Raw genomic sequence first — 26,011 nt, 5'->3', positions numbered from 1 at the left:
ATCCACGTCATGTTTCATGTCTTTGCTGTTGCTCGGTGGTTGTTCGCTGGAGCCGACCTACGAAAAACCCGATGCGCCGATCGATCAACAGTGGCCGGCCAATACGGCGGGTGAGTGTTGCAGCGGCAAGCAGGCGTTCGATAAAGACTGGCGCGGTTTTGTGGTCGATGACCGCCTGCGCCAACTGATCGAAATGGCGTTGGCCAACAACCGAAGTCTGCGTCAGTTCGCGGCCAGCGTGGAAGAAGCGCGGGCCGGTTATGACAGTGCGCAGTCCGGGCTTTTTCCTACGATTGGCATCGACACGTACGCCGGGCGCAGCAAACTGCCGCCATTGGTGCGCACGCCGGGCGGTGGCGATACGGCCGGCAGCATCGCCAACACTTTTCAGGCCACCGGTGGTTTTACCTCGTACGAGTTGGACCTGTTCGGCCGCCTGCGCAGTCAACGCAATGCCGCAGGGGCGCGTTTCGAGGCCTCCGAAGCGGATTACCAAACGGCGCGCCTGGCGCTGATCGGCGAAGTCGCCAGTACCTGGTTGAGCCTCAAGGCCAATCAACATCTGCTTGATCTCGCGCAGAACACTTACCAATCCCAAGACCGCTACGGACAACTGTTGCGCAAGAGCTACAACCTCGGCTCCAGTGCCCGAATCGACGTTCACCAGGCCGATGCGCAAACCAACACGGCGGCGGTGCAGGTCAACACCTATCGCATGCAAGTGGCGCAGAACACCAACGCTTTGCGCGTGCTGGTCGGCCAACCGGTGCCGCTGGGCTTGTTACCCACGGGTGTGTTGGGGGAGCAATTGGCGACGCTGGACGTGCCGGCGGGGTTACCGTCGGCGCTGGTTGAGCGGCGGCCTGACATCATGTCCGCCGAGGCCCAGTTGCGCGCCGCCAACGCCGATATCGGCGCGGCGCGGACCGCGTACTTCCCGACCTTTTCCCTGACCTCGGCGCTGGGCAGCCTGACCGGCGATTTTTCCCGATTGCTCAGTGGCCCGGCCGAGTTCTGGTCGGTGGCTCTGGCGGGTTCATTGCCGTTGATCGATGGTGGAGGGCGCAGGGCGCAGGTAGATGCCAGTCATGCGCGTTTCGATGGGCGGGCAGCGGCGTATGAAGCCACGGTGCAGAATGCCTTTCGCGAGGCGGCCGATGCGCTGAATGCGCGGCAGGAAATGCTCACGCAAGTCGAGTTCCAGAAAAAACTGGTGGGCGATTATCAGGAAGCCTACCGGCAATCGCGCCTGCGCTTCGAGGCGGGGCTGGACAGCTATTTTTCCACCATGGATGCCCAGCGTTCGTTGTTCGATGCGCAGCAGAAATGGGCGCAGCTGGAATTGGCGCGGGAGATTAATCAGGTGACGCTGTACAAGGCGCTGGGGGGCGGGTGGAGTCAGTCGTTGAAGATGGCGGATCGTTAGAGTTGTGGTGATTTTGCGGGCCTCATCGCGAGCAGGCTCGCTCCCACAGGGATTCTGTGAACGGCACAGATCAAATGGGGGAGCGAGCCTGCTCGCGATGGCGATCTATCGAGTGCCGCCGACGACTGCCGCTTGCGCAGTCCGCAACTCATGCTTGTTGCCCCGGAACAGCACCAGCGTCGCGATCAACCCCAACCCCAACACCGCTGCGCCACTCAGCCAGATCCCCGGTGCTGCCTTGTTGTCCGGCACGTGAATCAGATAAGTGCACAGCGAATTACGATTTACGGGCAGACCACATTTCTATCGCATAATGGCCGGCCTTGGCGTTGTGTCAGGAGACTTTTCAAGGAGTGTGGGTTTGAATTGGCAGCGTGTGGGGCTCGCGATGTTGATTGGTATGTTGTCCGGCTGCGGCAGCGGCAATTCCATGGAAAGCTTCGGCGGCCCGACCATGGGCAGCACTTATTCGATCAAATACCTGCACCACGTGGGTCTGCCTGCCCCGACAGATGTCCGCGCGCAGGTCGAAAGGATCCTCGCTGACGTCGACCAGCAAATGTCGACTTACCGCAGCGACTCGGACATCGAGCGCTTCAACGATTTACCCGCTAACCGCTGTCTGGCAATGCCCGCGCCGATCCTCGAATTGGTCCGCGTCGGTGAACAGCTGTCCAAACAAAGTGAAGGTTCCTACGATTTGACGGTAGAGCCGTTGCTCAATCTCTGGGGCTTTGGTCCGCAGGCCCGTGAAGAAAAAGTCCCGACAGCCGAAGCGCTTGCCGAAGTACGGCAGCGTGTCGGTCATGGCCATCTGCGTATCGACGGTGATCAGCTGTGTAAGGACGCCGCCGTCGAGGTTGACTTCAACAGCATTGCTGCCGGATATACCGTCGACACTATTGCCGCAAAACTTGATCAAGCGGGCATCCACGACTATCTGGTCGAAGTCACCGGCGAACTCAAGGCTGCCGGCCGGAAGCTTGACGGCTCGCCGTGGCGTATTGCCCTGGAAGAGCCTCGGGATGACCGGCAAGTGGCCGAGCGCATCATTGCGGTCGACGGTTTTGGACTGTCCACGTCCGGCGACTATCGCAATTATTTCGAGCAAGGCGGGCGGCGTTATTCCCACACCTTCGATGCCCGTACCGGTGCGCCTGTCCTACACACCCTGACGTCAGTCACGGTGATTCATCCTTCAGCGCTGATGGCCGATGGACTATCGACGCTGCTGCTGATTCTCGGCCCTGAACGGGGTTGGGACTATGCCCAGGCGCATGACATCGGTGCATTCTTTGTGATTCGTGCCGATACAGGTTTCGTCACACGAACCAATCAGGCTTTTGAACGCCTCAGTGGCGGTAAAACCGAGTGATGGCAGCGATTCAAGCGCTGAAGACTGGCGTTGTAGTGCAGGCAAAACTAGCCTACGACGCGACCAAGGGTTAATGTGCGCGGCGTTGACGCTTCTATAGACTGTGTCCGGGTTCTGCATTGACCCCAAATTGTTCCTTCACGCCACAGATCGGCGTGATTTAGCCGCAGGGTGCCGATGGCGCCGCGGCCTGTTCTGAGGAGTACGCATGGCTGTCTACAACTACGACGTGGTGGTGCTGGGTTCCGGCCCGGCGGGAGAAGGCGCGGCAATGAACGCCGCCAAAGCAGGGCGCAAGGTGGCGATGGTCGATAGCCGTCGTCAGGTCGGCGGCAACTGCACTCACTTGGGTACCATCCCGTCCAAGGCACTGCGTCACTCGGTCCGGCAGATCATGCAGTTCAACACCAACCCGATGTTCCGGGCCATTGGTGAGCCGCGCTGGTTCTCGTTCCCGGACGTACTGAAAAGCGCCGAGAAAGTCATTTCCAAACAAGTCGCTTCGCGCACTGGCTACTACGCCCGTAACCGTGTCGACGTATTTTTCGGCACCGGCAGTTTCGCCGACGAGCAAACCATCGAAGTGGTCTGCGCCAACGGAGTGGTCGAAAAGCTGGTCGCCAAGCACATTATCATCGCCACCGGCTCGCGTCCTTATCGCCCGGCGGACATCGATTTCCACCACCCGCGTATCTACGATAGCGACACCATCCTCAGCCTCGGCCACACTCCGCGCAAACTCATCGTTTACGGCGCTGGCGTGATCGGTTGCGAGTACGCCTCGATCTTCAGTGGTCTGGGTGTTCTGGTTGAGCTGGTGGATAACCGCGGTCAGTTGCTGAGCTTCCTCGACTCGGAAATTTCCCAGGCGTTGAGCTACCACTTCAGCAACAACAACATCACGGTCCGTCACAACGAAGACTACGACCGCGTCGAAGGCGTGGACAACGGTGTGATCCTGCACCTCAAGTCCGGCAAGAAGATCAAGGCCGATGCCTTGCTCTGGTGCAACGGCCGTACCGGTAACACCGATCAGTTGGGTCTGGAAAACATCGGCGTGAAGGTCAACAGCCGTGGCCAGATCGAAGTGGATGAAGCCTACCGCACCTGCGTACCGAATATTTACGGTGCCGGTGACGTGATTGGCTGGCCGAGCCTGGCGAGTGCCGCGCATGACCAGGGTCGTTCCGCCGCTGGCAGCATCGTGGATAACGGTAGCTGGCGCTTCGTGAATGATGTGCCGACCGGCATCTACACCATTCCGGAGATCAGCTCGATCGGCAAGAACGAGCAGGAGCTGACCCAGGCCAAGGTGCCGTACGAAGTGGGCAAGGCGTTCTTCAAGAGCATGGCGCGTGCACAAATCGCAGGCGAGCCGCAAGGCATGCTGAAGATCCTGTTCCACCGCGAAACCCTGGAAGTGCTGGGCGTACACTGCTTCGGTTATCAGGCGTCGGAGATCGTGCACATCGGTCAGGCGATCATGAACCAGCCGGGCGAGCTGAATACGTTGAAGTATTTCGTCAACACGACGTTCAACTACCCGACCATGGCCGAAGCCTATCGGGTAGCGGCATACGATGGCCTCAACCGGCTTTTTTGAGCGGCTCCGGCCGGTGGCCTGAGCCGGCCGGGGAGACCGATTTCAGCAATTCTCGAGCGTGGCGCTGGCCAAACCGGGAAAGTCTGTAATCAGGCTGTCAACGCCGAAGTCGGCGAGTCTGCGCATTAGCGCGGGCTCGTTGACTGTCCACACCGACACATGCAGCCCCTGACGCTGCGCCTTCTGCAGGCGTTCTGGCGTACACAGGGTCCAGTTCAACGCCAGAATTTCACAGCCATAGCTTTGCGCGACCTTCAGCGGGTCGAGCCAGGCGTATTCGGCCACCAGTCCGCGAGACACGTCCGGCACCAGGTCCAGCGCAGCTTTGAGCACTTCGCGTGAACTTGAGGTGATCGTGACCTTGTCGAGCAGGCCGAAACGCTGAGCCATTTCACGAATCGCCAGCACGGTAGTGGCAGCTCGGGTGCGTGAGGCGCTTTTGACTTCCAGTTGCCAGTGATCGAAGTCGCACTTCTCGAACAATGCTTCCAGCGTCGGGATCGGGCAGGGTTTGATCCAGCCTGGGCCGCCGTTGCGCGCGTCATAAGTCACCAGTTCGGCCGTCGTATGCTCGACGACCTTGCCGCGCCGGTCGGTGGTGCGCTTGAGTGTCGGGTCGTGGATGACCATCAACTCGTTGTCCATGGACAGGTGCAGGTCCAGCTCGCAACGACGAACGCCGTGCTTGAGGCATTCCTGAAAGCTGGTCAGGGTGTTTTCCGGTGCTTCGCCCTTGGCGCCGCGATGGCCGTAGATGAGGGTCACGGTTCTTCCTTAAATTAAATGCCTGATTCGTTTACACGGGCCAGTCGTCGTTCCTGGGCCTGCTTCTGCAAAATGTAACGGGCCAGCAACTGCCGCTGAGCATCGGTCGGGCGTTCGAACTCGGTGCCGACATCAAAACTGTCAGCCTTGCGGTCGCAATGGATGACGCGGGCTCGCAGCAACAGGCCGAGGGCTTGCGGCATCAGCACCAGCTTGACCGACAGGTGCGCGCCCACGGCAATAGGCGTCGGATGCAGGAACTCGATGCCGCCTTCGGAAATGACCACCGGCTGCGGCTCGTCGATCTGCCCAAGCACAGTAATTGCGATCACCTGGCTCAGTAAATCGATGCGTTTGTTCTGGGATTTCAGGAACGCCGCGAGGTTCCGGTCGCGTTCACTGATCTGGCGTAACAGGTGTTGCGACTCGAATTCGCTCAGGTGCAGCTCGCTGAGCAAATTGAACAGTGGAGAAGCATCCTGCAACACTTCCTGGCCTGCGGCCTCGGGAGCTGACAGGGTCCGAATTTCCAGTGCGATCGTGTCCTCGATACGGTAGTATTCGCGGCGATCTTCTTCATCTAATGTCGACATGGCGAACCCATGGTAGCGGCGGTGGTCTGAGTGTAAAGCTGGTTATCGACCCCCGCCACAAGGACGTTCCTTTTCCCTCCGAACAAGCCCCGACATGTTCAGACCTCTCTTCGTATTTATTGGCACGCGTTATACCCGTGCAAAGCGTCGCAATCATTTTGTGTCGTTCATTTCCCTGACTTCGATGATCGGACTCGCCCTCGGCGTGGTGGTGATGATTGTCGTGCTGTCGGTCATGAACGGCTTCGATCATGAGATGCGCACCCGCGTGCTGGGCATGGTGCCCCACGCGACCATCGAGTCCGGTGAGCCGATCAGTGACTGGCAAAGCCTGGCTGCCAAGGTCAAGAAGAACTCGCAAGTGACGGCCGTGGCGCCGTTCACTCAGATGCAGGGTTTGCTGACCAATAACGGCAAAGTCTCCAAAGTCCTGCTCAATGCCATCGATCCTGCGCTGGAGCGCAACGTCTCGATCATTGATAACTTCATGCAGCAGGGCAAACTCGACGATCTGGTCCCGGGTGAGTTCGGTATCGTCATCGGCGACAAGGCAGCAGCCAAGCTCGGCGCCGTCATCGGCGACAAGCTGACGTTTGTCGCCCCGGAAGTCACCGTGACCCCGGCCGGCATGTTCCCGCGCATAAAACGCTTTACCGTGGTCGGCATCTTCCATGTCGGCGCCGGTGAGCTGGATGGTTATCTGGGCATCACCAACTTGCAGGATCTGGCCAGGCTGCACCGCTGGAAGCCGGATCAGGTGCAGGGCATTCGCCTGAAGTTCGACGACCTGTTCCAGGCGCCGCGCACCGCATGGAGCATCGCCCAGCAGCTCGGCGAAGACCATTTCTACGCCCGCGACTGGACGCGCACCCATGGCAATCTATATCAGGCGATCCGCATGGAAAAAGCCATGATCGGTCTGCTGTTGCTGCTGATCGTCGCCGTTGCCGCGTTCAACATCATTTCCACACTGGTGATGGTGGTGAACGACAAGAAGGGCGACATCGCAATATTGCGTACCCTGGGCGCCACGCCGCGCACGATCATGGCGATCTTCATGGTGCAGGGCACCGTCATCGGGGTGGTCGGGACGCTGATTGGCGCCGTGGTCGGGATTTTCGCTGCGTTGAACGTCAGTGCCGCGATCTCGGCCCTCGAAGGCCTGATCGGCCATAAATTTCTCAACGCCGACGTGTACTTCATTGATTACCTGCCGTCGCAAGTGCAGAGCCAGGACGTCTTGATGGTCTGCGGCGCCGCGTTGGTCCTGAGTTTCCTCGCCACCCTGTATCCAGCCTGGCGTGCCGCGCGCACCCAGCCTGCGGAGGCGCTACGTTATGAGTGAGTCGGGCATGAGTGATAAAGCAATCTTGAGCTGCCGCAACCTGGGCAAATCCTATGAGGAAGGCCCGGAGTCGGTTGAAGTCCTGGCCGGTCTGCAACTGGAGTTACACCCAGGCGAGCGCGTGGCCATTGTCGGCACCTCGGGTTCGGGCAAAAGTACCTTGCTCAACCTGTTGGGCGGTCTCGATACGCCGACCAAGGGCAGCGTCTGGCTCGACGGCGAAGAGCTTTCGGCATTGAGTGAGAAAAATCGCGGCTTGCTCCGTAACCGTTCCCTCGGGTTCGTGTACCAGTTCCACCACTTGCTGCCGGAATTCACCGCGCTGGAAAACGTCTGCATGCCGTTGCTGATCGGCAAAACTGCGATCCCGGAAGCGCGTCAGCGCGCCACGGCATTGCTGGAGCGGGTAGGGCTGGGTCATCGTCTGGAGCACAAACCGTCTGAATTGTCCGGTGGCGAACGTCAGCGCGTGGCCATTGCCCGTGCCCTGGTGAACAAGCCGGGCCTGGTGATGCTCGACGAGCCGACCGGCAACCTCGACTCCCATACCGCCCAAGGCATTCAGGATTTGATGCTGGAACTCAGCACGTCGATGCGCACCGCGTTCCTGGTGGTGACCCACGACATGAACCTGGCCCGCCAGATGGATCGCGTCCTGCATTTGCAGGAAGGTTGCCTGACGCCCATCTGATTGAGCAAAACCCGACGTACCAGACGGTACGCCGGGTCTTTTATTTTTATACGGTGCCCCAGCGAATGTTCAGACCGTTATCGATCTTCATCGGCGCGCGCTATACCCGCGCCAAGCGCCGCAATCGCTTTGTTTCCTTCATCTCGATGACTTCGATGATCGGCCTCGCCCTCGGCGTGCTGGCAATGATTGTGGTGTTGTCGGTCATGAACGGTTTTCAGCGCGAAATGAGCTCGCGCATCCTCGGCATGGTGCCGCACGCGACCATCGTCGGCGTGAACCCGATCGACGATTGGCAGCCTGTCGCAGCGGCCGCGATGAAAAACCCGCAAGTGACGGCGGCTGTGCCGTTCACCGAGATGGAAGGCATGCTGTCTTACAAGGGCACGATGCAGCCGATCCAGGTCAGCGGCGTCGACCCGGCACAGGAAGGCAAGGTGTCGATCGTTGCCCAGCACATTGTTCAGGGGCGTCTTGATGCCTTGAAACCTGGTGAATTCGGTGTGGTGATCGGAGAGATCACGGCGCGCCGTTTTCGTTTGAACGTCGGCGACAAGCTCACCCTGATCGTGCCGGAAGTCAGTACCGCACCGGGCGGGATTACCCCGCGCATGCAGCGCCTCAACGTTGTTGGTGTGTTCAAGGTCGGTGCTGAACTGGACGGTTCGATGGCGTTGATCCACGTCGCCGATGCCGCGCAGATGCAGCATTGGGAACCGAATCAGGTACAGAGCGTGCGTCTGGCAGTGAAAGATTTGTACGCCGCGCCGCAAGTATCGAGCGACATCGCCAGCAGTTTGGGCGCCGCATACAAGGCTGACGACTGGACCCATACCCAAGGCAGTCTGTTCAGCGCCATGAAAATGGAAAAAACCATGATCGGTCTGCTGTTGCTGATGATTGTCGCGGTGGCGGCGTTCAACATCATCGCGACCTTGATCATGGTGGTGAACGACAAGGGCGCGGACATCGCGATCCTGCGCACCATCGGCGCCACGCCGGGGCAGATCATGGCGATCTTCATGGTCCAGGGGACAGTGATCGGGGTTGTCGGGACCTTGATCGGCGGCGTGCTTGGGGTGATTGCGGCGTTGAACGTCAGTGAACTGGTGGGCTGGATTGAGCGGGTGAGTGGGCAGCACATCTTCAGTTCTGATGTGTATTTCGTCAGCAACCTGCCTTCGGAATTGCAGGGCGCGGATGTGCTGTTGATTTGCTCGGCGGGGTTTATCTTGAGCTTCCTTGCCACCGTGTATCCGGCGTGGCGTGCGGCGAAGATCGAGCCGGCGCACGCATTGCGGTATTCGTAAGCCGTTACACCGCTATCGCGAGCAGGCTCACTCCCACAGGGTTTGGAGTCGATCACAAAATGTGTGATTCAACTCGGACATTGTGGGAGCGAGCCTGCTCGCGATGAGGCCGAAACTGCTGGCCTCAATCTATCTTTGGCAATTCAATCACAAACCGCGTCCACCCATTCTCCGATTCGCAACGAATCTGCCCACCATGGGCACGAACAATCGACTGAGTAATCGCCAGCCCCAACCCTGCATGCTCACTGCTGCCTTCCTGGCGCGCCGGATCGGCTCGATAAAACCGGTCAAACAATCGCGGCAGCAATGCTCCGTCAATTCCATCGCCGCTGTTTTCAACCGTCAAATGCAACCCTTTAACCTGATCAACAATCAGCACCCGAACCACACCCTCGGCCGGCGTAAACCGCAACGCGTTATCCAGCAAATTGGAAAGCGCCCGCCGCAACATGCTGCGGTCACCCCCAATCCGGGCATGACCTTCCCGACTTAGCGTCACCCGAGCGTCTTCCGCCAATGGCGCAAAAAACTCCAGCAACACATCCGCTTCTGCCGCCAGTTCCAGCGGTTCACGCTTGGGCGTCAGTAGCCCGTGATCCGCCTTGGCCAGGTACAACATGTCGTTGACCAGTTGCGCCATCCATTGCAGCTCTTCGAGGTTACTGTGCAGCGCCTCGCGGTAATCCTCGATGGGCCGGGGGCGGGTGAGGGTGACCTGTGTGTGGGTCAGCAGGTTGGACAGCGGCGTGCGCAGTTCATGGGCGATGTCAGCGGAGAACGCCGAGAGTCGTTGAAAAGAGTCGTCAAGGCGTCCGAGCATGGCATTGAAGCTATGGGACATTTCTGCGAGCTCTGGCGGCATGTTCTCTTCGGGCAGACGCGCATTCAGTGATTGCGCCGAAACACCGCGGGCGATCGCACTCATGCGTCGCAACGGACGCAACCCGCTGCGCGCCGCCCAAGCCCCGAGCAGGGCCGTGGCCAAGGCTGACAACCCAACGGTCAGCCAGATCAGATGCTGCATGCGTTGCAGAAAGTGCTGGTGATGGGTGATGTCCAGCAACAAGGTCAGTTGTGGGGAGTCAGGTTTGTCGACGAACAACGGCGCATTCAACACGCGGTAGTCGGTGCCGTCGTCGTTCAGGGTCGATAAACCCGGTTTTTGCGGGAGTTTGTCCGGCAGCTGCGCCGAACTGTCGTACCAGCGCTGGCCATCGCTGCCGGTAATGCGCAGCGACAAATCGGCCTGGCGGCTCAATTCCTCCGCGAGTCTGATTTGGCTGTCACTGGATTGAATATCGTGAAGTGCCCGGCGTAAACCAATCAACTTGCCGTCCAGCAGCTGCTGATCGAGTTCGACGAAGTGCGCTTCACTGGCGCGGCTGAACAACACCCCGGCGAACAGCGAAACCACCGCCGTACAGGCCGCAAACAGCAACGCCAGACGGCTGCTTAACGAAAGACTCCGCATCAGGCTGAGCGCTCTTCAAGGACGTAACCCATGCCGCGCACGGTGTGGATCAATTTGTTGGGGAATTCATCGTCGATCTTCAGGCGCAAACGACGGATCGCGACTTCGATCACATTGGTGTCGCTGTCGAAATTCATGTCCCAGACCTGAGAGGCGATCAGCGATTTGGGCAAGACTTCGCCCTGGCGACGCAGGAGCATTTCCAGCAGGGCGAATTCCTTGGCGGTCAGGTCGATGCGTTGACCGCTGCGCTCAACTCGACGGCGGATCAAGTCCAGGCGCAAATCAGCCAGTAGCAAACTGGTTTCCTGTGGCGTGGTGCTGCCGCGACGCAAGAGACTGCGGACCCGGGCCAGCAGTTCGGAGAAGGCGAACGGTTTGACCAGGTAATCATCGGCACCCAGTTCCAGACCATGAACGCGGTCTTCCACGGCGTCTCGCGCGGTCAGAAAAAGTACCGGCGTGTCGAGACCGGCGCCGCGCACCGCTTGCAGAATCTGCCAGCCATCGCGGCCGGGCAACATCACGTCGAGAATCAACAGCGCGTAGTCACCGCTCAGCGCCAGTTGTTGCCCGGTGCTGCCGTCGGCCACCAGTTCGGCGTTGAAACCGGCCTCGCTCAGGCCTTGGCGCAGGTAGTGGCCGGTTTTCGGTTGGTCTTCGACGATCAGCAGTTTCATGGGCAACTCTAGGTAAATGGAACGAACGATTTATACCGTGGGCAGCGTGAATACAGATCAACCTGACAAAGTTGTAATCTGGCTGTCAGGTTGCGGGCAGTGGCAGCAGTTTAGAGTTTTCCACAGGCTGAACCTTATCTTGTTGGAGTACGACGATGTTTTTGCGCAAATCTTTGCTGCGGGTGGTGTGTTTGTTGGTGTTGAGTTCGCCGGTGTGGGCTGCCCCGGCGCAGACCTACGACTTCGGCCAACCCGCTACGGCAGCCAAGGCGACTCGCAGTATTGAAGTGGTGATGGGTGATATGTCGTTCGCTCCCAAGGCCATCGAGATCAAGGCCGGTGAGACGGTTCGCTTTGTGCTGGTGAATAAAGGCCAGTTGTTGCACGAATTCAACCTGGGGGACCCGGCGATGCATGCCAAACACCAGCAAGAAATGTTGCAAATGCAGCAGAGCGGCATGCTGACGCCTACAGGCATGAAGGAAATGGACCACGGTTCGATGGCTGGCATGGATCATGGATCGATGAAACACGACGATCCGAATAGCGTTCTCGTCGAGCCGGGCAAAACAGCAGAACTGACCTGGACCTTCACCAAGGCCACCAGCCTGGAATTTGCCTGCAACATCCCTGGCCATTATCAGGCTGGCATGGTCGGTAAGTTGACTGTCAGTCAGTAAGCACTCAATGGCGGGCGCAAAGGCTGGTAGAATCCGCTGATTCTTCAGTCAGGTTTCCGCCATGCATCCCGCAGCCGAACACTCGCCGCTGGGCAAATCCAGCGAATACATCGCCACTTACACGCCGTCCTTGCTGTTCCCGATTCCGCGCACTGCGAAATGGGCCGAACTGGGCCTGACGGCTGAAACCCTGCCGTATAAAGGCGTGGATTTCTGGAACTGCTTCGAGCTGTCGTGGCTGTTGCCGTCCGGCAAGCCCGTGGTGGCGATTGGCGAGTTCAGCATCCCGGCGGACTCGCCGAACATCATCGAATCGAAGTCGTTCAAGCTGTACCTGAACTCGCTGAATCAGACGCCGTTTGCCGATACCGCGAGCCTTGAAGCGACGTTGGCGAAAGACCTGTCGGCCGCCGCCGGCAAACCGGTCGGCGTGCTCATTCGCAGTCTCAAAGACGTTGAAGCCGAAGGCGTCGTGGCGTTGCCGGGCGTATGCATCGATGATCTGGACATCAGCGTCAGCAACTACGAGCATCCGAGTCCGCAATTGCTGCGTTGCGATGAGTCGCGCATTGTCGAAGAGAGCGTGCACAGCCATTTGCTCAAATCCAACTGCCCGGTCACCAGTCAGCCGGACTGGGGCAGCGTGGCGGTGGAATACCGCGGCTCGGCGTTGGATCACGCGAGTTTGTTGGAATACATCGTGAGCTTCCGTCAGCACTCGGATTTTCATGAACAGTGCGTGGAGCGGATTTTCCTCGACTTGCAGCGGTTGTTGAAACCGGAGAAATTGACGGTGTATGCGCGTTATGTGCGCCGTGGCGGATTGGATATCAATCCATATCGCAGCACCGAGACTGTTCAGCTTCCGAACCACCGCCTGGTCCGTCAATAAAGAACCCTTGTAGGAGCGAGCTTGTTCGCGAATGCGGTGAATCATTCAACATTGATGTCGCCTGACACTCAGCTATCGCGAGCAGGCTCGCCCCCACAGGGGATTGCATACAAATCCCGGATATGAAAAAGCCCCGCTAGTGATAGCGGGGCTTTTTCGTATCTGGCGGGTTCAGATCCCCATGTTGCCCAAGGCTTGCACTATGTTGCGCAAAGTGCCGGCAAGGGTCGGGTGTTCAATCTCGAAGCGCTCGACGGCCCGGTTCACATTGTCGGCGAGGTTGACATTCTGGGTTTTAGTTTCCAGTTCAAGTTCCAGTTCGATCTGTTTCATCAGTGCGTGCAGATCTTCGCGCTCGGCTTCGGAGAGCGGTGGGTTCTGTTCCAATTGCTCGCGCAGAGTATTGAGCTGTTCTTGCAGTTCGCGGGCAGGCATGGCGTTCTTCCTTTTATCGATAGGCACTGGCATAGACCGCAGCCTCGCGCCAAAGGTCTATGGCTGACCTTTAGATTAATCCACTTGCGCGCAACCTGCATGATCTCGGTCAGGGCTTTTCGCCCTTGAGCCGGCGCAGGCTGATATCGGCCAGGCAGGTGTCGAGTTCGCCCAGATGATCGATCACCGAATGCACGCCCAAACCGAATAGCTGCACCGTCGCCTTGCCGCGCAAATGCTCGCGTTCCTTTTGACTTAACGCATGCCATTCGCTGGGCGCGAGGCCGCAGAGCGAGCCGCAGGACGCCAGGCCAATCGTCCACAACCCGGCATTCAGGCCCGATTGCAGCAACCGCGGTTCGCCGCTGACCAGCACGCAGCCATCCAGACGTTCTACATTCATCGCCATCAGGGCTTGCCAACAAGCGTTCGGAGCGGGCCATGGGTTGATTGTTGCAGGGTGTTGCGAAGAGCTGATCCAGGAAGGCAGGGTCACGGCCAGGGATTGGCTGAGGGCGGGGGGTAATTCATCGAGCCAGGCGCAGGGAATTTGCTGGCGCTGCAAACTGCGCAGGCTGTCCAGCGCACCGGGAGTGGCCTCGGCGTGCTCCGCAGAATAAACCCCGTATTGGCGCGTCCGGGCGCCGAAATCCACCAGGCAACCACTGAGGCCGAACAAGATGGCGGTCAAACTGGGTGCTGCAATGGGCATGGCTTCAGCGTTTGGCATATCAACGTCCCTGAAATAGTGACAAGGCTATGCCGCGTCAGTGACAGTTGAGTGACATTGATGTGAAACGCTCTCAAATAGGACAGATTCATCTGTAGGCGAATGCGCGCGATGCTGCATTAAGCGGCTTTTCCGTCTTATACTAACTAGCTTAACGCCCGGGCCGAGTGCCCGCGCCAGTAAAAAGCCAAGGAGTTTTTCTATGCGCTGGAGCAATCATCTCGCTCAGCTTTGTGTGTGTGCCAGCGTGCTGCTGGTTCCGTTTGTGGCTCAGGCTGCTTCGGAAGATGACCCTTGGGAAAGCGTTAACCGTCCGATCTTCAAGTTCAATGATGTGATCGACACTTATGCACTCAAGCCTGTTGCTCAGGGCTATGAGTTCATAACGCCGCAGTTTCTGGAAGACGGCATCCACAACATGTTCCGCAACGTCGGTGATGTCACCAACCTGGTGAACAACATTTTGCAGGTTAAACCGACCGCCGCAGGTACTGATACGGCACGCATCATCTTCAACACCACGTTCGGCCTGCTGGGCTTTTTCGATGTGGGCACCAAGATGGGACTGCACCGCAACGACGAAGACTTCGGTCAAACCCTCGGCTATTGGGGGGTCGGTAGCGGTCCTTACGTGGTGCTGCCATTGCTGGGCCCTAGTACCGTGCGTGATGCGCCTTCCAAGGTCGTCGACAGCTACACCAGTCCGTACCCGTACATCAATGACGTACCAGTGCGTAACTCGGTCTTCGGCCTGAACGTCGTCGACACGCGCGCCAGCTTGCTGTCGAGCGAGAAACTGATCACCGGTGACAAATACACCTTCATTCGTAATGCGTACTTGCAGAACCGCGAATTCAAAGTCAAAGACGGCCAGGTCGAAGACGATTTTTAATCTCGATCAGTAATACGAAGAAGGCGGCCATTGAGCCGCCTTCTTTCGTATGGATCCGGCTTATTTCATCTTCAAGATTGTAAGCCCGAGTTTCTGAACATCACGGTCCACTGACTTCACCCACACCACCTCGGTGTCGGCCTCAAGGGCTTTTAATGCGGCGTGATCAGAGTCGATGCGCACGTTGAGCCGGTCGCCGACGTTGAATTCACGCTTCGCTTCAACCCGCATGCCACTGCTGGAAAGGTCGATGCAGACGGCTGAAACCTCATCGCCCTCATGAATCAACGACACCTCGGCATCGACTCGCATGCGGAAGAAGTCGCGCTTTTCGTTGTAGTCCCGACCGGTTTGACTCGTGGGCTCGATCCTTCCATTGGGTTACGGATTTGTCTGTTCTTATAACTCTCGGTGATTTGACAAATAAAGACGCCAAGCGACCATCGGCGTGAGCTTGAAACGCCCCGCGGATGGGAGTACCGTCTGCGCCTTAGAAGGGCACCTCTGATGTACGTGTGAGTAGGGCAGACGCTCGAAAACGGTGCAACAGAGTGGCTAGAAAGCGAATCCAGTAGTGTGAGCCGGGCTAAAGCCCCTGCCTGCTACGCCAACCTAATTCTGGCGCCGTTTGCCCACATGCCAAAAACCAGTGCCACGCTGCTGATAATCGATGATGACGAAGTAGTGCGCGCGAGTCTCGCGGCCTATTTGGAAGACAGTGGTTTCAGTGTCCTGCAGGCCAGCAATGGCCAGCAGGGTCTTCAGGTATTCGAGCAAGACAAGCCCGACTTGGTCATCTGCGATCTGCGCATGCCGCAGATGGGCGGACTCGAACTTATCCGCCAGGTCACTGAGCGGTCTCCGCAAACCCCTGTGATTGTGGTCTCGGGTGCCGGCGTGATGAACGACGCGGTCGAGGCGCTGCGCCTGGGAGCTGCGGATTACCTGATCAAGCCTCTCGAAGATCTGGCTGTGCTCGAGCATTCTGTGCGCCGAGCCCTGGATCGCGCGCGTCTGCTGCTGGAAAACCAGCGCTACCGCGAGAAGCTGGAGAAGGCCAACCGTGAACTCGCCGCCAGCCTGAACCTGCTCCAGGAAGACCAGAACGCCGGTCGCCAAGTGCAGATGAACATGCTGCCGGTCAGCCCCTGGACCATCGACGAGTTCCAATTTGCGCACCAGATCATCCCGTCGCTGTACCTGTCGGGTGATTTTGTTGACTACTTTCGGGTCGACGAGCGTCGGGTAGCGTTCTACCTGGCAGACGTTTCCGGGCATGGCGCCTCTTCAGCCTTCGTTACCGTGCTGCTGAAGTTCATGACCACACGCTTGCTGTTCGAATCCAAGCGCAGCGGCACATTGCCGGAATTCAAGCCTTCAGAGGTCCTTGGTCATATCAACCGAGGCCTGATCAGTTGTAAGCTGGGTAAACACGTCACAATGGTCGGTGGAGTCATCGACGAGGAGACAGGTTTGTTGACCTATAGCATCGGTGGTCATTTGCCGTTGCCTGTGTTGTACACGCCAGACAGTGTTCGTTATCTGGAAGGGCGCGGTCTGCCGGTGGGCCTCTTTAATGAAGCCACCTACGAAGACCACGTGCTGGAGCTGCCGCCGACGTTCAGCCTGACGCTGATGTCTGATGGCATTCTGGACCTTTTGCCAGAACCCACACTCAAAGAAAAAGAAGCGGCGTTGCCCCAACGGGTCAAGGCTGCGGGCGGCACCCTGGATGGGCTGCGGCAGGTTTTTGGATTGGCCACGCTTGGGGAGATGCCGGATGATATCGCCCTGTTGGTGTTGAGCAGGAATCTTCAATGAGTACCGGTAGAATCCAGTTCGCCGAGCAGGACGGCACCTTCGTCCTGAAATTCGTCGGTGAAGTTCGCCTGACCCTGTGTTCGGCGTTGGATGCGACTATTGATCGGATCTTCACCGCGTTGAACTTCAACGCGATCGTGATCGATCTGACCGAAACCCGCAGCATCGACAGCACCACCCTTGGCCTGCTGGCCAAATTGTCGATCCTGTCGCGGCAGAAGGTCGGCCTGCTGCCGACCGTCGTCACCACCCACGAAGACATCACCCGTCTGCTGGAATCCATGGGTTTCGAGCAAGTGTTCAACATTGTTGACCAGCCTGTGCCGTGCCCGGAATGCCTGGACGACCTGCCAGACCAGGACCAGTCCGAAGAAGTGGTGCGGATCAAAGTCCTCGAAGCACACAAAATCCTCATGGGCCTGAACGATTCCAATCGTGAAGCGTTCCATGACCTGGTGAATGCGCTCGAGCGACACTGATTAGGCTTAAAGTGATGTGGGTCTTGCGGGCCCCATCGCAGGCAAGCCAGCTCCCACATAAGCCTCAGTCGTAAACACTATCGCGACCCACCACAGAACCCCTGTAGGAGCCGGGCTTGCCCGCGATGGGGCCCTCAGATCCGCCACATCCCTACGCGAGCAGCCGTCCAAACCCAAATTCAACGCGTAAAAAAGGGCGAACCCACCAAGGTTTGCCCTTTTTTGCATTGCATTGCCTTGAACTAGATCACAGCTTGGCCTGCAACAACGCCTCAAGCTTCTCCTGATCCCGAGAAAACTGACGAATACCCTCAGCCAGTTTCTCAGTCGCCATCGCATCCTCGTTGGACAACCAACGGAACTGCGCTTCATTCAAGCTCAGGCGCGCTTCACCGGCATGCCCAGGCGCCAGCTTGCGCTCCAGTTTGCCAGAATCGGCCGCCAGCTTCTCCAGCAGGTCCGGGCTGATGGTCAGGCGATCACAACCCGCCAACTGCTCGATCTGGCTCAGGTTACGGAAGCTGGCGCCCATCACCACAGTCTTGTAGTCATTGGCCTTGTAGTAGTTGTAAATCCGCGTCACCGACTGCACGCCCGGATCATCCGCGCCGATGTAGTCGTTGCCGTTGGCTTTCTTGTACCAGTCGTAAATCCTGCCCACAAACGGCGAAATCAGGAACACACCCGCATCCGCACACGCCGCCGCCTGAGCAAATGAGAACAACAGAGTCAGGTTGGTCTGGATGCCTTCTTTTTCCAGCGTCTCTGCTGCGCGGATACCTTCCCAGGTGGAGGCGATCTTGATCAGCACGCGGTCATGGCCAATGCCGGCCTTGTCGTACAACTCGATCAGACGGTGCGCACGCTTCAATACGGCGTCAGTGTCGAACGACAGGCGTGCATCCACTTCGGTGGAAATACGGCCCGGTACAACCTTCAAGATCTCTTGCCCGACCGCAACACCAAAACGGTCGCTGGCCAGGCCCACATCGCCTTTGCAGTCGTGAACGCAAGCATTCAGCAACTCCGCATACGCAGGGATAGCTGCGGCTTTGAGCAGCAGGGAAGGGTTGGTGGTGGCGTCCACCGGTTTCACGCGAGCGATCGCTTCGAAGTCGCCTGTATCGGCAACCACGGTGGTCATTTGTTTAAGTTGTTCCAGCTTGGAAGTCATGGGCGTGCTCTGTCCTGTGGGTCTAATGACATTACCCGAGCGCTGACAGCCACTCAAGGGCGCATGTACGTATCGATGGCCCCAGCGGCAACAACCTGAAAACGGCTGTTTGAATGGCGGGGCGGGGTATCGGTAAATACGATGCCAAATCAGCGCACAGGTTCAACCCGGGCGACTGTTAGCGCCCCTCCAACAACTCCGCCGCCTGATCCAGCAACACCAAAGGCTCTTTAGCCTTATGAATATCCACCGACAATAACTGCCGAAACTTGCGCGCCCCCGGGAAACCGGTGCCCAGTCCCAGCACATGCCGGGTGATATGGTGCATCGAACCACCCGCATCGATGTGCGCGGCGATATAAGGCCGCAACTGCGCCAGCGCCTCGGCCCGAGTGATCACCGGTGCCGTGCTGCCGAACAGCTGCTGATCCACCTCAGCCATCACATAAGGATTGTGATACGCCTCACGGCCCAACATCACACCGTCAAACGTCTGCAAATGCTCGTGACAGGCCTCCAGCGTCTTGATCCCACCGTTGAGAATAATCTCCAGGTCCGGAAAATCAGTCTTCAATTGCGCCGCCACGTCATAACGCAGGGGCGGAATGTCGCGGTTCTCCTTCGGCGACAACCCCTCCAGAATCGCAATCCGCGCATGCACCGTAAAACTCGTACACCCGGCATCCCGAACCGTACCGACGAAATCACACAACTGCTCGTAACTGTCCCGCCCATTAATCCCGATACGGTGCTTCACCGTCACCTGAATCGACACCGCATCACGCATCGCCTTCACACAATCAGCCACCAACTGCGGATGCCCCATCAGGCACGCGCCGATCATATTGTTCTGAACACGATCACTGGGGCAGCCGACGTTGAGGTTCACCTCGTCGTAGCCGTGGTCCTGGGCCATGCGGGCGCAGGCGGCCAGGTCGAGGGGGACACTGCCACCGAGTTGCAGGGCGAGCGGGTGTTCGGCTTCGTTGTGACGCAGGAAACGGTCGTGATCACCGTTGAGCAGCGCGCCGGTAGTGACCATTTCGGTGTAGAGGAGGGCGTTTTTCGACAATAGGCGTAGGAAAAAACGGCAATGTCTATCAGTCCAATCCATCATCGGGGCCACACTGAAGCGGCGAGACGGCTCAGAACGGGCATGGCTATTATTTACGGGCGCTTCAGGTTTTTCGAAATTCATTGATACTGATCTTTTATACAGCGGTTTTTACCCATTTTTCCTTGTTTTTCGAAGTCGGTTGCTACAATGTAGCAATCGACTTCAGCAATGTAGCAACTGGAAATGGGCACGATCACTTCACGTAAGCGCAAGGACAACTCGACGGCCTACACGGCGCAGATACGGATCAATCGGGACGGGAAGACAGTTTATCAGGAAAGCCAAACATGCGGATGTTCCTCGTTGAAAGGGGGAATCTTGAACAAAACACCGCCAGCCCTGTGAGGCGATGGTCTCACAGGGCTGGCGGGAAAGTTATTATAAAAATAAAATACTAGTTGTCGGACAGTCGGTGCTTTCCGACAAAGTATCCTCCTACTGCTGCAGACAGGATAGACTTCCCTGTCACAATACCCCCTACCTTAATCAACGGAGAAACGCCGGGCGCCCTTGCAAAGAGGCCATTCAATAATGCAGGAAGTCCGCTCTGATAGTTGAAATTTATCGCACTGACTCCTGGCCCTGAAATACGGGAATTTTGTGTAAAAGCACGGGCTCCAGCACGAAAGGTTACAACGCCTCGGCGAGTAGTATAATAAGCTGAAACGCCCGCTCGACTTGCTCGATGGGCAACTTGCAATGCGCGAGGGGCTTTTAATGCAGCTCCAATCCCGACCAAACCAAATAGAACTGCAGCAACATCCAGGCCGAGAGCAACACGATCCAGTTTATCAGCGTATTCCAAGTCCGAAGTACGATAGTACTTTGCCCCCAAATTAACCCCAATTGCACTTGCCGATAACGCCGCGCTAATGGCGGTAGCAATCAATGCGACAATTAAAATAGGCACATGTCCAGAAGGGTCTTTAAAGTTAACCGGATCAAGGTTGCAATATTGGTAACGATTGATCCCTGCCACTCCAAACGGGCTCAAGCTGTCTGGAGAGTAAAATACCCTCATCCGTGGATCATACAACCGATAGCCGTTACCCAAATAATAACAACGACTGACGTGGTCCAATAAATATCCCTTGAACCCAATTGAACTTTTTGCCGCCGAAAGGGGCGATTGAGTCACTGTGGTGACGGTTGCTGAGTTGAGTAACGAAGAAGGAGGTGTCGAGTTATTGTTCATGGTGTCTCCAGAAGAATTCGGTAATAGTGTTATCGAATAAAGTAAGGCTGGCACACAAGCGCGTGAAATCGAGAAGCTAATGATCTGTGTGTGCAGCCAAGCAACTACGTTCGCGGCAAAGCATCAGTCAATCAAGCGGACTGATGATTGATTATCATGAGCTCCGTATGCTGCGTTCGCCAAAGTCCGTATAGTCATAGTGCTCATGACGAAGTTCAATACCTTGGTCCGAGTACGTATGCGCACAGAGAACCGTGCTTGATGGATCAACACCAAAGAGTTCCAATTCTTCAGTATTTGCCTTTTTGATATAACGCCCCAACAGCACGCCATTGGCCCGAAGGTAAAGCGTCTCTACTTTTGTAGTGCCGATGATGAAAATTTCTCCCGTCAATACGTCATCATCATAAATATACGTAATACTTTCGTTCTCAGATAATACCTGCGCGAGTTGACCATCTGGATTGTAGAAGTATTTGTATTCAGTTGAAGGGGTGGGATCCGAGGTGGTTGAAAATTTGGTTAGCTGATTGGAAGCGTTGTACGTCAGCGTTTCAATATCGTTGATTTTAGAGACGTTGCCATTGGCGTTGTAGGTATAGCGCTGACTGCTCAATGGCGAACCTGCCAGAGAGGTTTCCGTTACTGACTGAACCCGATCACTCTGATAGCTGTAATTCGTGACGGAGGAAGGCGCAGTAATAGAGCCGAACCGAAAAAAGCCGTTAGTGTCATATTGGATTTCGCTGGAGTTGTCCGAAATGACCGTCTCTGATGTCCTTAAACTCTTATTTCTATATGCATAATCCTTGTTTACCGCCGGTGAGAGAGGGCGCGTCATTTCAGTGCTGGACAGGAACCCACTGGAAAAGTGCTGCTCGCTATGCTGCAATATGGTGGTTTGATTGACAAGGTAAGTTCTGAGCTGCTCAAAGCCAGAACTTCCGTACTCAATGTTCAGTTTCATCTCCAGAGCAGGATCTAGGAAACGATCGACCTTAAGTTCAATTTGACTTATTTTACCTCCTCCCAGTGCCGAGCTGCTATATTGAATTTTTGCTTTGACTGTACCAAATGAGCCCAGTTGGCAATCTAGCTGGTTCACTCTCCCGATACTATCGTACTTGTAGAACACCGATGCCAGCACGTTGTTGAAGCGAAAGCTAAACTCCATGCTTTTCAGACACTTTGAAAATGCCGAGTACGTTTTTGTTGTGGATGCGCGCAGTACATTTTGGCCTTGAGTGTAAGTTATGTCCTCTCCGGTCGGGGCCCCAAACACGTTGTGACTATAGGTGTGAGTGCACCACAGATTGCCGAATATAGTGCTTGTGCTCGACTGTAGTTGTTTGGTAACTGGATCAAACACATACGAGCAGGCACTGTTTGAGTTGGCAATTCCCGTGTTGCTCGAACTCAACAACGCCCGGGTTAAAGGATCGTAGCTATTGTCAATGCGACCTGAATTTAGCGTAATCACCGACGGTTGCTCTGCCATATTAGAGTCATAGGTATATTGTTCGGTTACGGTATTTATAACGGAGTCAGCACCCGGGGCAACCTGAGTGGTTATCCGACCGAACCCGTCAAAGTTCGTGAGGCCACGACGGCAGATACACCATTAACGGCTCCACTCACACGTACCGGCATATCCATAGTGGGGAGGTGAGAGCTATATTCATAGGTAGTAACATCATTTTTGAATGTGCTGCTTGTTACGCGATCAAGGTCGTCCAGCTGAAAGCGCGTAAAACTCTGATCAAAGGCTGCTATCGTCATTACCAAGCGACCCAAGCCATCGTAAGTGTTTTGTTTAAGCGATGTGTTCAATGCGTTCGGGATAGTTGGATAAAGTACGAATTGATCTTTTACTTGCCCGTATTTGTCATGGCGCTCTCGATAGACCATATCGCTGTTGTTTGAGCTTTTCTGAATGCCTGGAGGGGTTTCAGCAAAATCATATGTCTCCGTTCGGATGCACAGTTCGCGTCAATTGACCCAAAATGTATTCGAATTCGGTGATCTCTGTTATGGAAGAGGTTTCTTCGTCGCCCTCTATAAAGTCATAGTAAGCATCGACTGCCATTACTATCGCGGGTCCGGTCCGATCATACTCAACGACTCGGGAAATTTTAGAAAAATCTAAATTCCCGATCTCGGTATCAATGCCTCCAGGTATCGCATAGCCTTCATAGATGATTAGTCCGTCTCGATTTAAAAAATCGTGTTTCACCATGCCCACACTATTGCGTGTGGTCATAACATTCGCCCAGATAGTGTTTTCGGTATTTAAGGTTTCCGGATTATCTCTAAAAGGGGTTGTCCAGTAGGTGAATTGATAGGTTTCTGTTTCTTGCTGGGCTGTATCGGCATAACTGGTTTTCTGAGTCAAAAAACCTTTGTCGTTATAGGTGTATCTGGTGATTGCACCAAAGGGAGATACTTCTTGATACACTCGTCCGGACGAAGGGCTATACTTGATACTTCCACCCGATGAAATTTGGCTTTCTCCCGCGGATTGAACAACCTGCGAAGTGGTTACTAGTACGCGATGGTCATTTAGGTCCCAGTTGTAATTTGTTGTATTTGTAAGATTGGGTGATGACGCTCGACTGCTAATCAATACCCCAAGTAACGATAGGTTGTCAATCGCTGTTCGGTATGTGTTTTCTCTAATAACGAGACCATTTGTTTTTTCTTTAGATAGCAACGCCATATACGGAGATGTCAATGATCCGGTTATGGGGTTTGAATGTGTGCGTCCATTGATCTGAGTGTAGGAATACTCAAGTGTTTTAGCGTTGGACTGATGTTCTGCGGACGGGTCGGGTGTGGTTGTAGATTTTTTTAAATGACGGATAAAAACTGGGCTTGGTGGGCAGCCTTGGCTTTCTGTTGAGTCGCCTGGGTAATATGAATTTGTCTGCTTAATGCCAGAGTCTTGTGTTTCAGATATCAAATTTTTCCATAACTGTCGTGCTCACGAGCCTCTGTGACGGTACGGCTGGAATCACCCTTCGCATAGCGGGTGGTTTTTTGAGTCCAAAATGAAAAATTAGCGGGTTGGCTGTCAATGTTTCCGACAGTCAAGGGATAGGTGTAAGTGGTGGTAATACTGGTGCTCAAACTTTCCGGCTTGGCAGTCATAACCTCTTCAACCAATAAGTGGAATCTGTTGTAAGTGCGTTTTATGCACCTGTCCGAATAGTTCTCCCAGCTGGAATAACGATATTCGTCACTTCGTTGTACGCAATTGTCAATGCCCGCTGTCTGCGTGTCTCCGGAAAAGTAACCAGTGTAATTTGCATTGGCGCTGTATTCGTAGTTTATTTCGGCGATGTCGTAGGTGTTAACTCTAAATCCAAAAATATTTTGCTCCTGCAAACGCTATACGACAGGATAATTTATTTCATCGCTGAATCGACGAGGTGTACCAAAATGCGCAACCACTTGATATAGCCCCAGAGGGGTGCTAATACCTGAAAACACATAATAGTTACACGAGGGCGGCTTACGATATTCAAACTCTATCCAGCGCCCAAAGTCGTTGGGCATGCTTACTCGTGAAATATAGTAAATTTGATTGAATGGAATAGAGCTTTCCTCTCGCAACTTTAAGTCGTATTTTGTGATCGTAGAGATGCCATCCATGAGTTCGGTTACTGTTACTGGTTTTTCACCCACGCCTCCTCCAGGGAGGTCTCGGGCGCTCCACTCAATATAATTGCTGTTGTCTTCATTGCGAACCTTTTGCAGGGGAATCAATCCCTCGCCATATTCGAACCACAGACCAGCCCCAGAGGCTGAGTACATGTGGGTAATACGCCACGCACTGTTATAGTATTCAATGCGCCCATCCTTGTAAGAGACTTTGTACCCCTGAGTACGGTCTGTATCTGTGGTGTGGCGATAACGCTCTATTTTTAGAGTATTGGCTTTGTGGTAGCGTGTTGTTAATGTGTTTTGCGTTGCGTTATAAACCAGTTCATCTACTTCTCCGCTTGAGAAATAGATTTTTGACAAGGTAGGGGTTTCAGTGTCTATAACTATTTTAGGAATATTGAATCCGAACTCAATTGCGTTTTGTGAGGTCGCTCCTGATATGAGCTTGCTCGTAATGTGGACTGATGTTCCCAAGAGCAAAGTAAGGCTGAATGCTGCAGGCTCCTGAATCCCGCTAACAACGGTTCCTAGAACTACCGAAGCCTGAAAATTGCCTGTTCGGCTGTCAACTCCGGATTTTAAGTGTGATAGCTTGTTGGCAGGCGTGTATAAATTTGGTCGTGGTAAGATGTTGTTTTGATTGCTCATTTAAATACCTTTTAATTGGTTTGCATTAAGAGTAACGGTTCGAGAGCGCCATCCAGCCGACATGGCTTGCAGTATGTAATAATTGTTTGTCAGAATGCCTCGAGTCGATTGATAGTGGGTTCAGACTTTCTCTAAGTCGAAGTGTTTTTAATGTGGTAGGCTGTGCAAGTGTGCATGGTTGACCTTAATCTATTTGTGCGTCGCTCTTATAATAACTTTTCTGAAGGATAAGCCGAACTGAGAGTCGAGTACGCTCGGCCACCATCAGTAAACGCGAAGGCCGTAGTGCTCAAGTGTCTGCTGGCAACCCAAGAATGATTGGTAAGTACGTCAGAAAGACCTTCCGAAAAAGGCTTAACAACACTCTGCTTAAGGAAGTGCTACCCGCGTCAGTCTTTCTTCAATGGATATACTCCTTTGTCCGAGGTCTCATCGAATGCCCCCCTAGGTTGCGCGGCTTACTATCTTTTCCTTTATGTTGTTTTAGCGCTTGATTGCTGTGAGGAATCACTCTGGATAGACCTTTTAACTGGTTTCGCTGATTGAAGGAGCTATTCAATAGATGTTCTGGGTGACAACTAACACTTTATTTATATCAGGGGTGCGAATTTTTTGATTGTAAAAAACGCTCATAATATTGGCTTTTTGTGCTGATTTTTATGGCTTCTGGATAACAAGTTTAAATTCGATCGTTGCAGAAAAATAGCGTTAGATAGATGGATGCGTCAGTGTGTGATCGACCCTACTGTTCTGCGCGCTACCTTCATCGACGCCACCGGTATGCACTTGCGAAAAAGTTCGTCCTTTGAACTTCTAAGGGTTCGCACTTTGACGTCTATCCGAGAAAGGTGAAGCTCGTCGATGTAGACAATCTTCGACTTTTCTTCGTTGATGGTCAGGCCCACTTCACTCATCCGTCGCGTCAGGCTCTCCGTGTCTGTAGCACCATCTAAAAATTCAATTGCTGTGCTGCTTGAAACTGTGTCAGTTTGGTTTCGCCTTCAACAGGGCGAGTGATAGGAC

25 protein-coding genes and 2 pseudogenes are annotated in these 26,011 nt (G+C 55.2%); 12 read left to right on the top strand and 15 right to left on the bottom strand.

What is annotated here, in order from left to right:
- Positions 1 to 16 precede the first annotated feature (16 nt).
- Complete coding sequence (locus ACA048_RS19330) at positions 17 to 1,426, top strand: efflux transporter outer membrane subunit (protein ID WP_497625836.1); 1,410 nt, start codon at positions 17 to 19, stop codon at positions 1,424 to 1,426.
- A gap of 105 nt (positions 1,427 to 1,531) precedes the next feature.
- Here ACA048_RS19330 and ACA048_RS19325 read toward each other — a convergent pair.
- Positions 1,532 to 1,696 (bottom strand): annotated as a pseudogene (locus ACA048_RS19325) (citrate-proton symporter); the annotation flags it as partial.
- A 118-nt stretch (positions 1,697 to 1,814) separates the two neighbouring features.
- Between ACA048_RS19325 and ACA048_RS19320 the strand changes: the two are divergent.
- Together ACA048_RS19320 and sthA are read left to right on the top strand one after the other, a co-directional pair.
- Positions 1,815 to 2,801, top strand: coding sequence for an FAD:protein FMN transferase (locus tag ACA048_RS19320; RefSeq protein WP_497629900.1), 987 nt, complete (start codon positions 1,815 to 1,817; stop codon positions 2,799 to 2,801).
- Positions 2,802 to 3,009: 208 nt separating this feature from the next.
- On the top strand, positions 3,010 to 4,404 hold the full coding sequence (gene sthA / locus ACA048_RS19315) for a Si-specific NAD(P)(+) transhydrogenase (RefSeq protein ID WP_007984277.1): 1,395 nt from the start codon (positions 3,010 to 3,012) through the stop codon (positions 4,402 to 4,404).
- 42 nt (positions 4,405 to 4,446) lie between these two features.
- Here the strand turns inward: sthA and ACA048_RS19310 are convergent, their stop codons facing one another.
- Positions 4,447 to 5,169, bottom strand: a complete 723-nt coding sequence (locus tag ACA048_RS19310) for a glycerophosphodiester phosphodiesterase (protein WP_497625835.1) — start codon at positions 5,167 to 5,169, stop codon at positions 4,447 to 4,449.
- A gap of 14 nt (positions 5,170 to 5,183) precedes the next feature.
- Positions 5,184 to 5,762, bottom strand: coding sequence for a PilZ domain-containing protein (locus tag ACA048_RS19305; protein WP_497625833.1), 579 nt, complete (start codon positions 5,760 to 5,762; stop codon positions 5,184 to 5,186).
- A gap of 94 nt (positions 5,763 to 5,856) precedes the next feature.
- Between ACA048_RS19305 and ACA048_RS19300 the strand changes: the two genes are divergently transcribed.
- The 3 genes from ACA048_RS19300 (at position 5,857) to ACA048_RS19290 (ending at position 9,108) form a co-directional block, all read left to right on the top strand.
- Positions 5,857 to 7,107 (top strand): lipoprotein-releasing ABC transporter permease subunit, encoded by a 1,251-nt coding sequence (locus ACA048_RS19300; RefSeq protein ID WP_497625832.1) that lies wholly within the window; start codon positions 5,857 to 5,859, stop codon positions 7,105 to 7,107.
- A 7-nt stretch (positions 7,108 to 7,114) separates the two neighbouring features.
- On the top strand, positions 7,115 to 7,798 hold the full coding sequence (gene lolD, locus ACA048_RS19295) for a lipoprotein-releasing ABC transporter ATP-binding protein LolD (RefSeq protein ID WP_167360488.1): 684 nt from the start codon (positions 7,115 to 7,117) through the stop codon (positions 7,796 to 7,798).
- Between the two features lie 65 nt (positions 7,799 to 7,863).
- Positions 7,864 to 9,108, top strand: a complete 1,245-nt coding sequence (locus tag ACA048_RS19290) for a lipoprotein-releasing ABC transporter permease subunit (protein ID WP_223511657.1) — start codon at positions 7,864 to 7,866, stop codon at positions 9,106 to 9,108.
- Between the two features lie 124 nt (positions 9,109 to 9,232).
- Here the strand turns inward: ACA048_RS19290 and ACA048_RS19285 are convergent, their stop codons facing one another.
- Together ACA048_RS19285 and ACA048_RS19280 are read right to left on the bottom strand one after the other, a co-directional pair.
- Complete coding sequence (locus ACA048_RS19285; RefSeq protein ID WP_497625831.1) at positions 9,233 to 10,582, bottom strand: heavy metal sensor histidine kinase; 1,350 nt, start codon at positions 10,580 to 10,582, stop codon at positions 9,233 to 9,235.
- A complete protein-coding gene (locus tag ACA048_RS19280) occupies positions 10,582 to 11,262 on the bottom strand; it encodes a heavy metal response regulator transcription factor (RefSeq protein ID WP_497625830.1) in 681 nt (226 codons plus the stop codon). Before ACA048_RS19280 ends, ACA048_RS19285 begins: the two co-directional genes overlap by 1 nt.
- Before the next feature lie 155 nt (positions 11,263 to 11,417).
- Between ACA048_RS19280 and copI the strand changes: the two genes are divergently transcribed.
- The gene (copI, locus tag ACA048_RS19275) at positions 11,418 to 11,942 is read left to right on the top strand and encodes a copper-resistant cuproprotein CopI (RefSeq protein WP_497625828.1); all 525 of its coding nucleotides are present in this window, start codon (positions 11,418 to 11,420) and stop codon (positions 11,940 to 11,942) included.
- 61 nt (positions 11,943 to 12,003) lie between these two features.
- The gene (queF, locus tag ACA048_RS19270; protein WP_497625827.1) at positions 12,004 to 12,834 is read left to right on the top strand and encodes an NADPH-dependent 7-cyano-7-deazaguanine reductase QueF; all 831 of its coding nucleotides are present in this window, start codon (positions 12,004 to 12,006) and stop codon (positions 12,832 to 12,834) included.
- A 171-nt stretch (positions 12,835 to 13,005) separates the two neighbouring features.
- Here the strand turns inward: queF and ACA048_RS19265 are convergent, their stop codons facing one another.
- Together ACA048_RS19265 and pcrP are read right to left on the bottom strand one after the other, a co-directional pair.
- Positions 13,006 to 13,269, bottom strand: a complete 264-nt coding sequence (locus tag ACA048_RS19265; protein ID WP_497625826.1) for a DUF4404 family protein — start codon at positions 13,267 to 13,269, stop codon at positions 13,006 to 13,008.
- Positions 13,270 to 13,378: 109 nt separating this feature from the next.
- Positions 13,379 to 13,999 (bottom strand): HAD superfamily inactivated hydrolase PcrP, encoded by a 621-nt coding sequence (gene pcrP, locus ACA048_RS19260; RefSeq protein WP_497625825.1) that lies wholly within the window; start codon positions 13,997 to 13,999, stop codon positions 13,379 to 13,381.
- 202 nt (positions 14,000 to 14,201) lie between these two features.
- Here pcrP and ACA048_RS19255 point away from each other — a divergent pair, with 202 nt between their 5' ends.
- The gene (locus ACA048_RS19255; RefSeq protein ID WP_497625824.1) at positions 14,202 to 14,891 is read left to right on the top strand and encodes an MlaA family lipoprotein; all 690 of its coding nucleotides are present in this window, start codon (positions 14,202 to 14,204) and stop codon (positions 14,889 to 14,891) included.
- Between the two features lie 60 nt (positions 14,892 to 14,951).
- Here ACA048_RS19255 and ACA048_RS19250 read toward each other — a convergent pair whose 3' ends face one another.
- Positions 14,952 to 15,260: a PilZ domain-containing protein gene (locus ACA048_RS19250; protein ID WP_497629899.1), complete on the bottom strand. Its 309-nt coding sequence runs from the start codon at positions 15,258 to 15,260 to the stop codon at positions 14,952 to 14,954.
- Positions 15,261 to 15,527: 267 nt separating this feature from the next.
- Here ACA048_RS19250 and rssB point away from each other — a divergent pair, with 267 nt between their 5' ends.
- Together rssB and rssC are read left to right on the top strand one after the other, a co-directional pair.
- Entirely contained in the window at positions 15,528 to 16,712 is a 1,185-nt protein-coding gene (rssB, locus tag ACA048_RS19245) for a two-component system response regulator RssB (protein WP_497625823.1), read from the top strand.
- A complete protein-coding gene (gene rssC / locus ACA048_RS19240) occupies positions 16,709 to 17,191 on the top strand; it encodes an anti-sigma factor antagonist RssC (protein ID WP_046026968.1) in 483 nt (160 codons plus the stop codon). The genes rssB and rssC overlap by 4 nt, the downstream gene beginning before the upstream one ends.
- A 247-nt stretch (positions 17,192 to 17,438) precedes the next feature.
- Here the strand turns inward: rssC and tal are convergent, their stop codons facing one another.
- Together tal and dusA are read right to left on the bottom strand one after the other, a co-directional pair.
- Positions 17,439 to 18,365, bottom strand: a complete 927-nt coding sequence (gene tal / locus ACA048_RS19235; RefSeq protein WP_497625821.1) for a transaldolase — start codon at positions 18,363 to 18,365, stop codon at positions 17,439 to 17,441.
- Positions 18,366 to 18,543: 178 nt separating this feature from the next.
- The gene (gene dusA / locus ACA048_RS19230) at positions 18,544 to 19,563 is read right to left on the bottom strand and encodes a tRNA dihydrouridine(20/20a) synthase DusA (RefSeq protein ID WP_497625820.1); all 1,020 of its coding nucleotides are present in this window, start codon (positions 19,561 to 19,563) and stop codon (positions 18,544 to 18,546) included.
- Between the two features lie 102 nt (positions 19,564 to 19,665).
- Here dusA and ACA048_RS19225 point away from each other — a divergent pair.
- A pseudogene (locus ACA048_RS19225) lies at positions 19,666 to 19,770 on the top strand (integrase); the annotation flags it as partial.
- Between the two features lie 106 nt (positions 19,771 to 19,876).
- Here ACA048_RS19225 and ACA048_RS19220 read toward each other — a convergent pair.
- The 5 genes from ACA048_RS19220 to ACA048_RS19200 all read right to left on the bottom strand — a co-directional run bounded on the left by ACA048_RS19220 (position 19,877) and on the right by ACA048_RS19200 (position 24,988).
- Entirely contained in the window at positions 19,877 to 20,677 is an 801-nt protein-coding gene (locus ACA048_RS19220; protein WP_497625819.1) for an RHS repeat-associated core domain-containing protein, read from the bottom strand.
- A 154-nt stretch (positions 20,678 to 20,831) separates the two neighbouring features.
- Positions 20,832 to 21,851, bottom strand: coding sequence for a hypothetical protein (locus tag ACA048_RS19215; protein WP_497625818.1), 1,020 nt, complete (start codon positions 21,849 to 21,851; stop codon positions 20,832 to 20,834).
- Positions 21,852 to 22,634: 783 nt separating this feature from the next.
- A complete protein-coding gene (locus ACA048_RS19210) occupies positions 22,635 to 23,636 on the bottom strand; it encodes a hypothetical protein (protein ID WP_497625817.1) in 1,002 nt (333 codons plus the stop codon).
- Positions 23,633 to 24,061: a hypothetical protein gene (locus tag ACA048_RS19205; RefSeq protein ID WP_497625816.1), complete on the bottom strand. Its 429-nt coding sequence runs from the start codon at positions 24,059 to 24,061 to the stop codon at positions 23,633 to 23,635. Before ACA048_RS19205 ends, ACA048_RS19210 begins: the two co-directional genes overlap by 4 nt.
- 3 nt (positions 24,062 to 24,064) lie before the next feature.
- A complete protein-coding gene (locus ACA048_RS19200) occupies positions 24,065 to 24,988 on the bottom strand; it encodes a hypothetical protein (protein ID WP_497625815.1) in 924 nt (307 codons plus the stop codon).
- Positions 24,989 to 26,011: the final 1,023 nt, after the last annotated feature.

Source organism: Pseudomonas sp. LBUM1659 (genome assembly GCF_059716045.1).
This window is presented reverse-complemented; position numbering and strand designations above follow the sequence as displayed.

Bases quoted from the DNA above. Each gene is read 5' to 3' on its own strand.
- ACA048_RS19255 (WP_497625824.1), top strand. From the start codon at position 14,202: ATGCGCTGGAGCAATCATCTCGCTCAGCTTTGTGTGTGTGCCAGCGTG.
- ACA048_RS19300 (WP_497625832.1), top strand. From the start codon at position 5,857: ATGTTCAGACCTCTCTTCGTATTTATTGGCACGCGTTATACCCGTGCA.
- lolD (WP_167360488.1), top strand. From the start codon at position 7,115: ATGAGTGATAAAGCAATCTTGAGCTGCCGCAACCTGGGCAAATCCTAT.
- ACA048_RS19290 (WP_223511657.1), top strand. From the start codon at position 7,864: ATGTTCAGACCGTTATCGATCTTCATCGGCGCGCGCTATACCCGCGCC.
- rssB (WP_497625823.1), top strand. From the start codon at position 15,528: ATGCCAAAAACCAGTGCCACGCTGCTGATAATCGATGATGACGAAGTA.
- ACA048_RS19285 (WP_497625831.1), bottom strand. From the start codon at position 10,582: ATGCGGAGTCTTTCGTTAAGCAGCCGTCTGGCGTTGCTGTTTGCGGCC.
- dusA (WP_497625820.1), bottom strand. From the start codon at position 19,563: ATGAATTTCGAAAAACCTGAAGCGCCCGTAAATAATAGCCATGCCCGT.
- ACA048_RS19320 (WP_497629900.1), top strand. From the start codon at position 1,815: ATGTTGATTGGTATGTTGTCCGGCTGCGGCAGCGGCAATTCCATGGAA.
- ACA048_RS19200 (WP_497625815.1), bottom strand. From the start codon at position 24,988: ATGAGCAATCAAAACAACATCTTACCACGACCAAATTTATACACGCCT.
- sthA (WP_007984277.1), top strand. From the start codon at position 3,010: ATGGCTGTCTACAACTACGACGTGGTGGTGCTGGGTTCCGGCCCGGCG.
- ACA048_RS19280 (WP_497625830.1), bottom strand. From the start codon at position 11,262: ATGAAACTGCTGATCGTCGAAGACCAACCGAAAACCGGCCACTACCTG.
- pcrP (WP_497625825.1), bottom strand. From the start codon at position 13,999: ATGCCAAACGCTGAAGCCATGCCCATTGCAGCACCCAGTTTGACCGCC.
- ACA048_RS19220 (WP_497625819.1), bottom strand. From the start codon at position 20,677: ATGAACAATAACTCGACACCTCCTTCTTCGTTACTCAACTCAGCAACC.
- tal (WP_497625821.1), bottom strand. From the start codon at position 18,365: ATGACTTCCAAGCTGGAACAACTTAAACAAATGACCACCGTGGTTGCC.
- ACA048_RS19305 (WP_497625833.1), bottom strand. From the start codon at position 5,762: ATGTCGACATTAGATGAAGAAGATCGCCGCGAATACTACCGTATCGAG.
- rssC (WP_046026968.1), top strand. From the start codon at position 16,709: ATGAGTACCGGTAGAATCCAGTTCGCCGAGCAGGACGGCACCTTCGTC.
- queF (WP_497625827.1), top strand. From the start codon at position 12,004: ATGCATCCCGCAGCCGAACACTCGCCGCTGGGCAAATCCAGCGAATAC.
- ACA048_RS19330 (WP_497625836.1), top strand. From the start codon at position 17: ATGTCTTTGCTGTTGCTCGGTGGTTGTTCGCTGGAGCCGACCTACGAA.
- ACA048_RS19265 (WP_497625826.1), bottom strand. From the start codon at position 13,269: ATGCCTGCCCGCGAACTGCAAGAACAGCTCAATACTCTGCGCGAGCAA.
- ACA048_RS19215 (WP_497625818.1), bottom strand. From the start codon at position 21,851: ATGGAGTTTAGCTTTCGCTTCAACAACGTGCTGGCATCGGTGTTCTAC.
- copI (WP_497625828.1), top strand. From the start codon at position 11,418: ATGTTTTTGCGCAAATCTTTGCTGCGGGTGGTGTGTTTGTTGGTGTTG.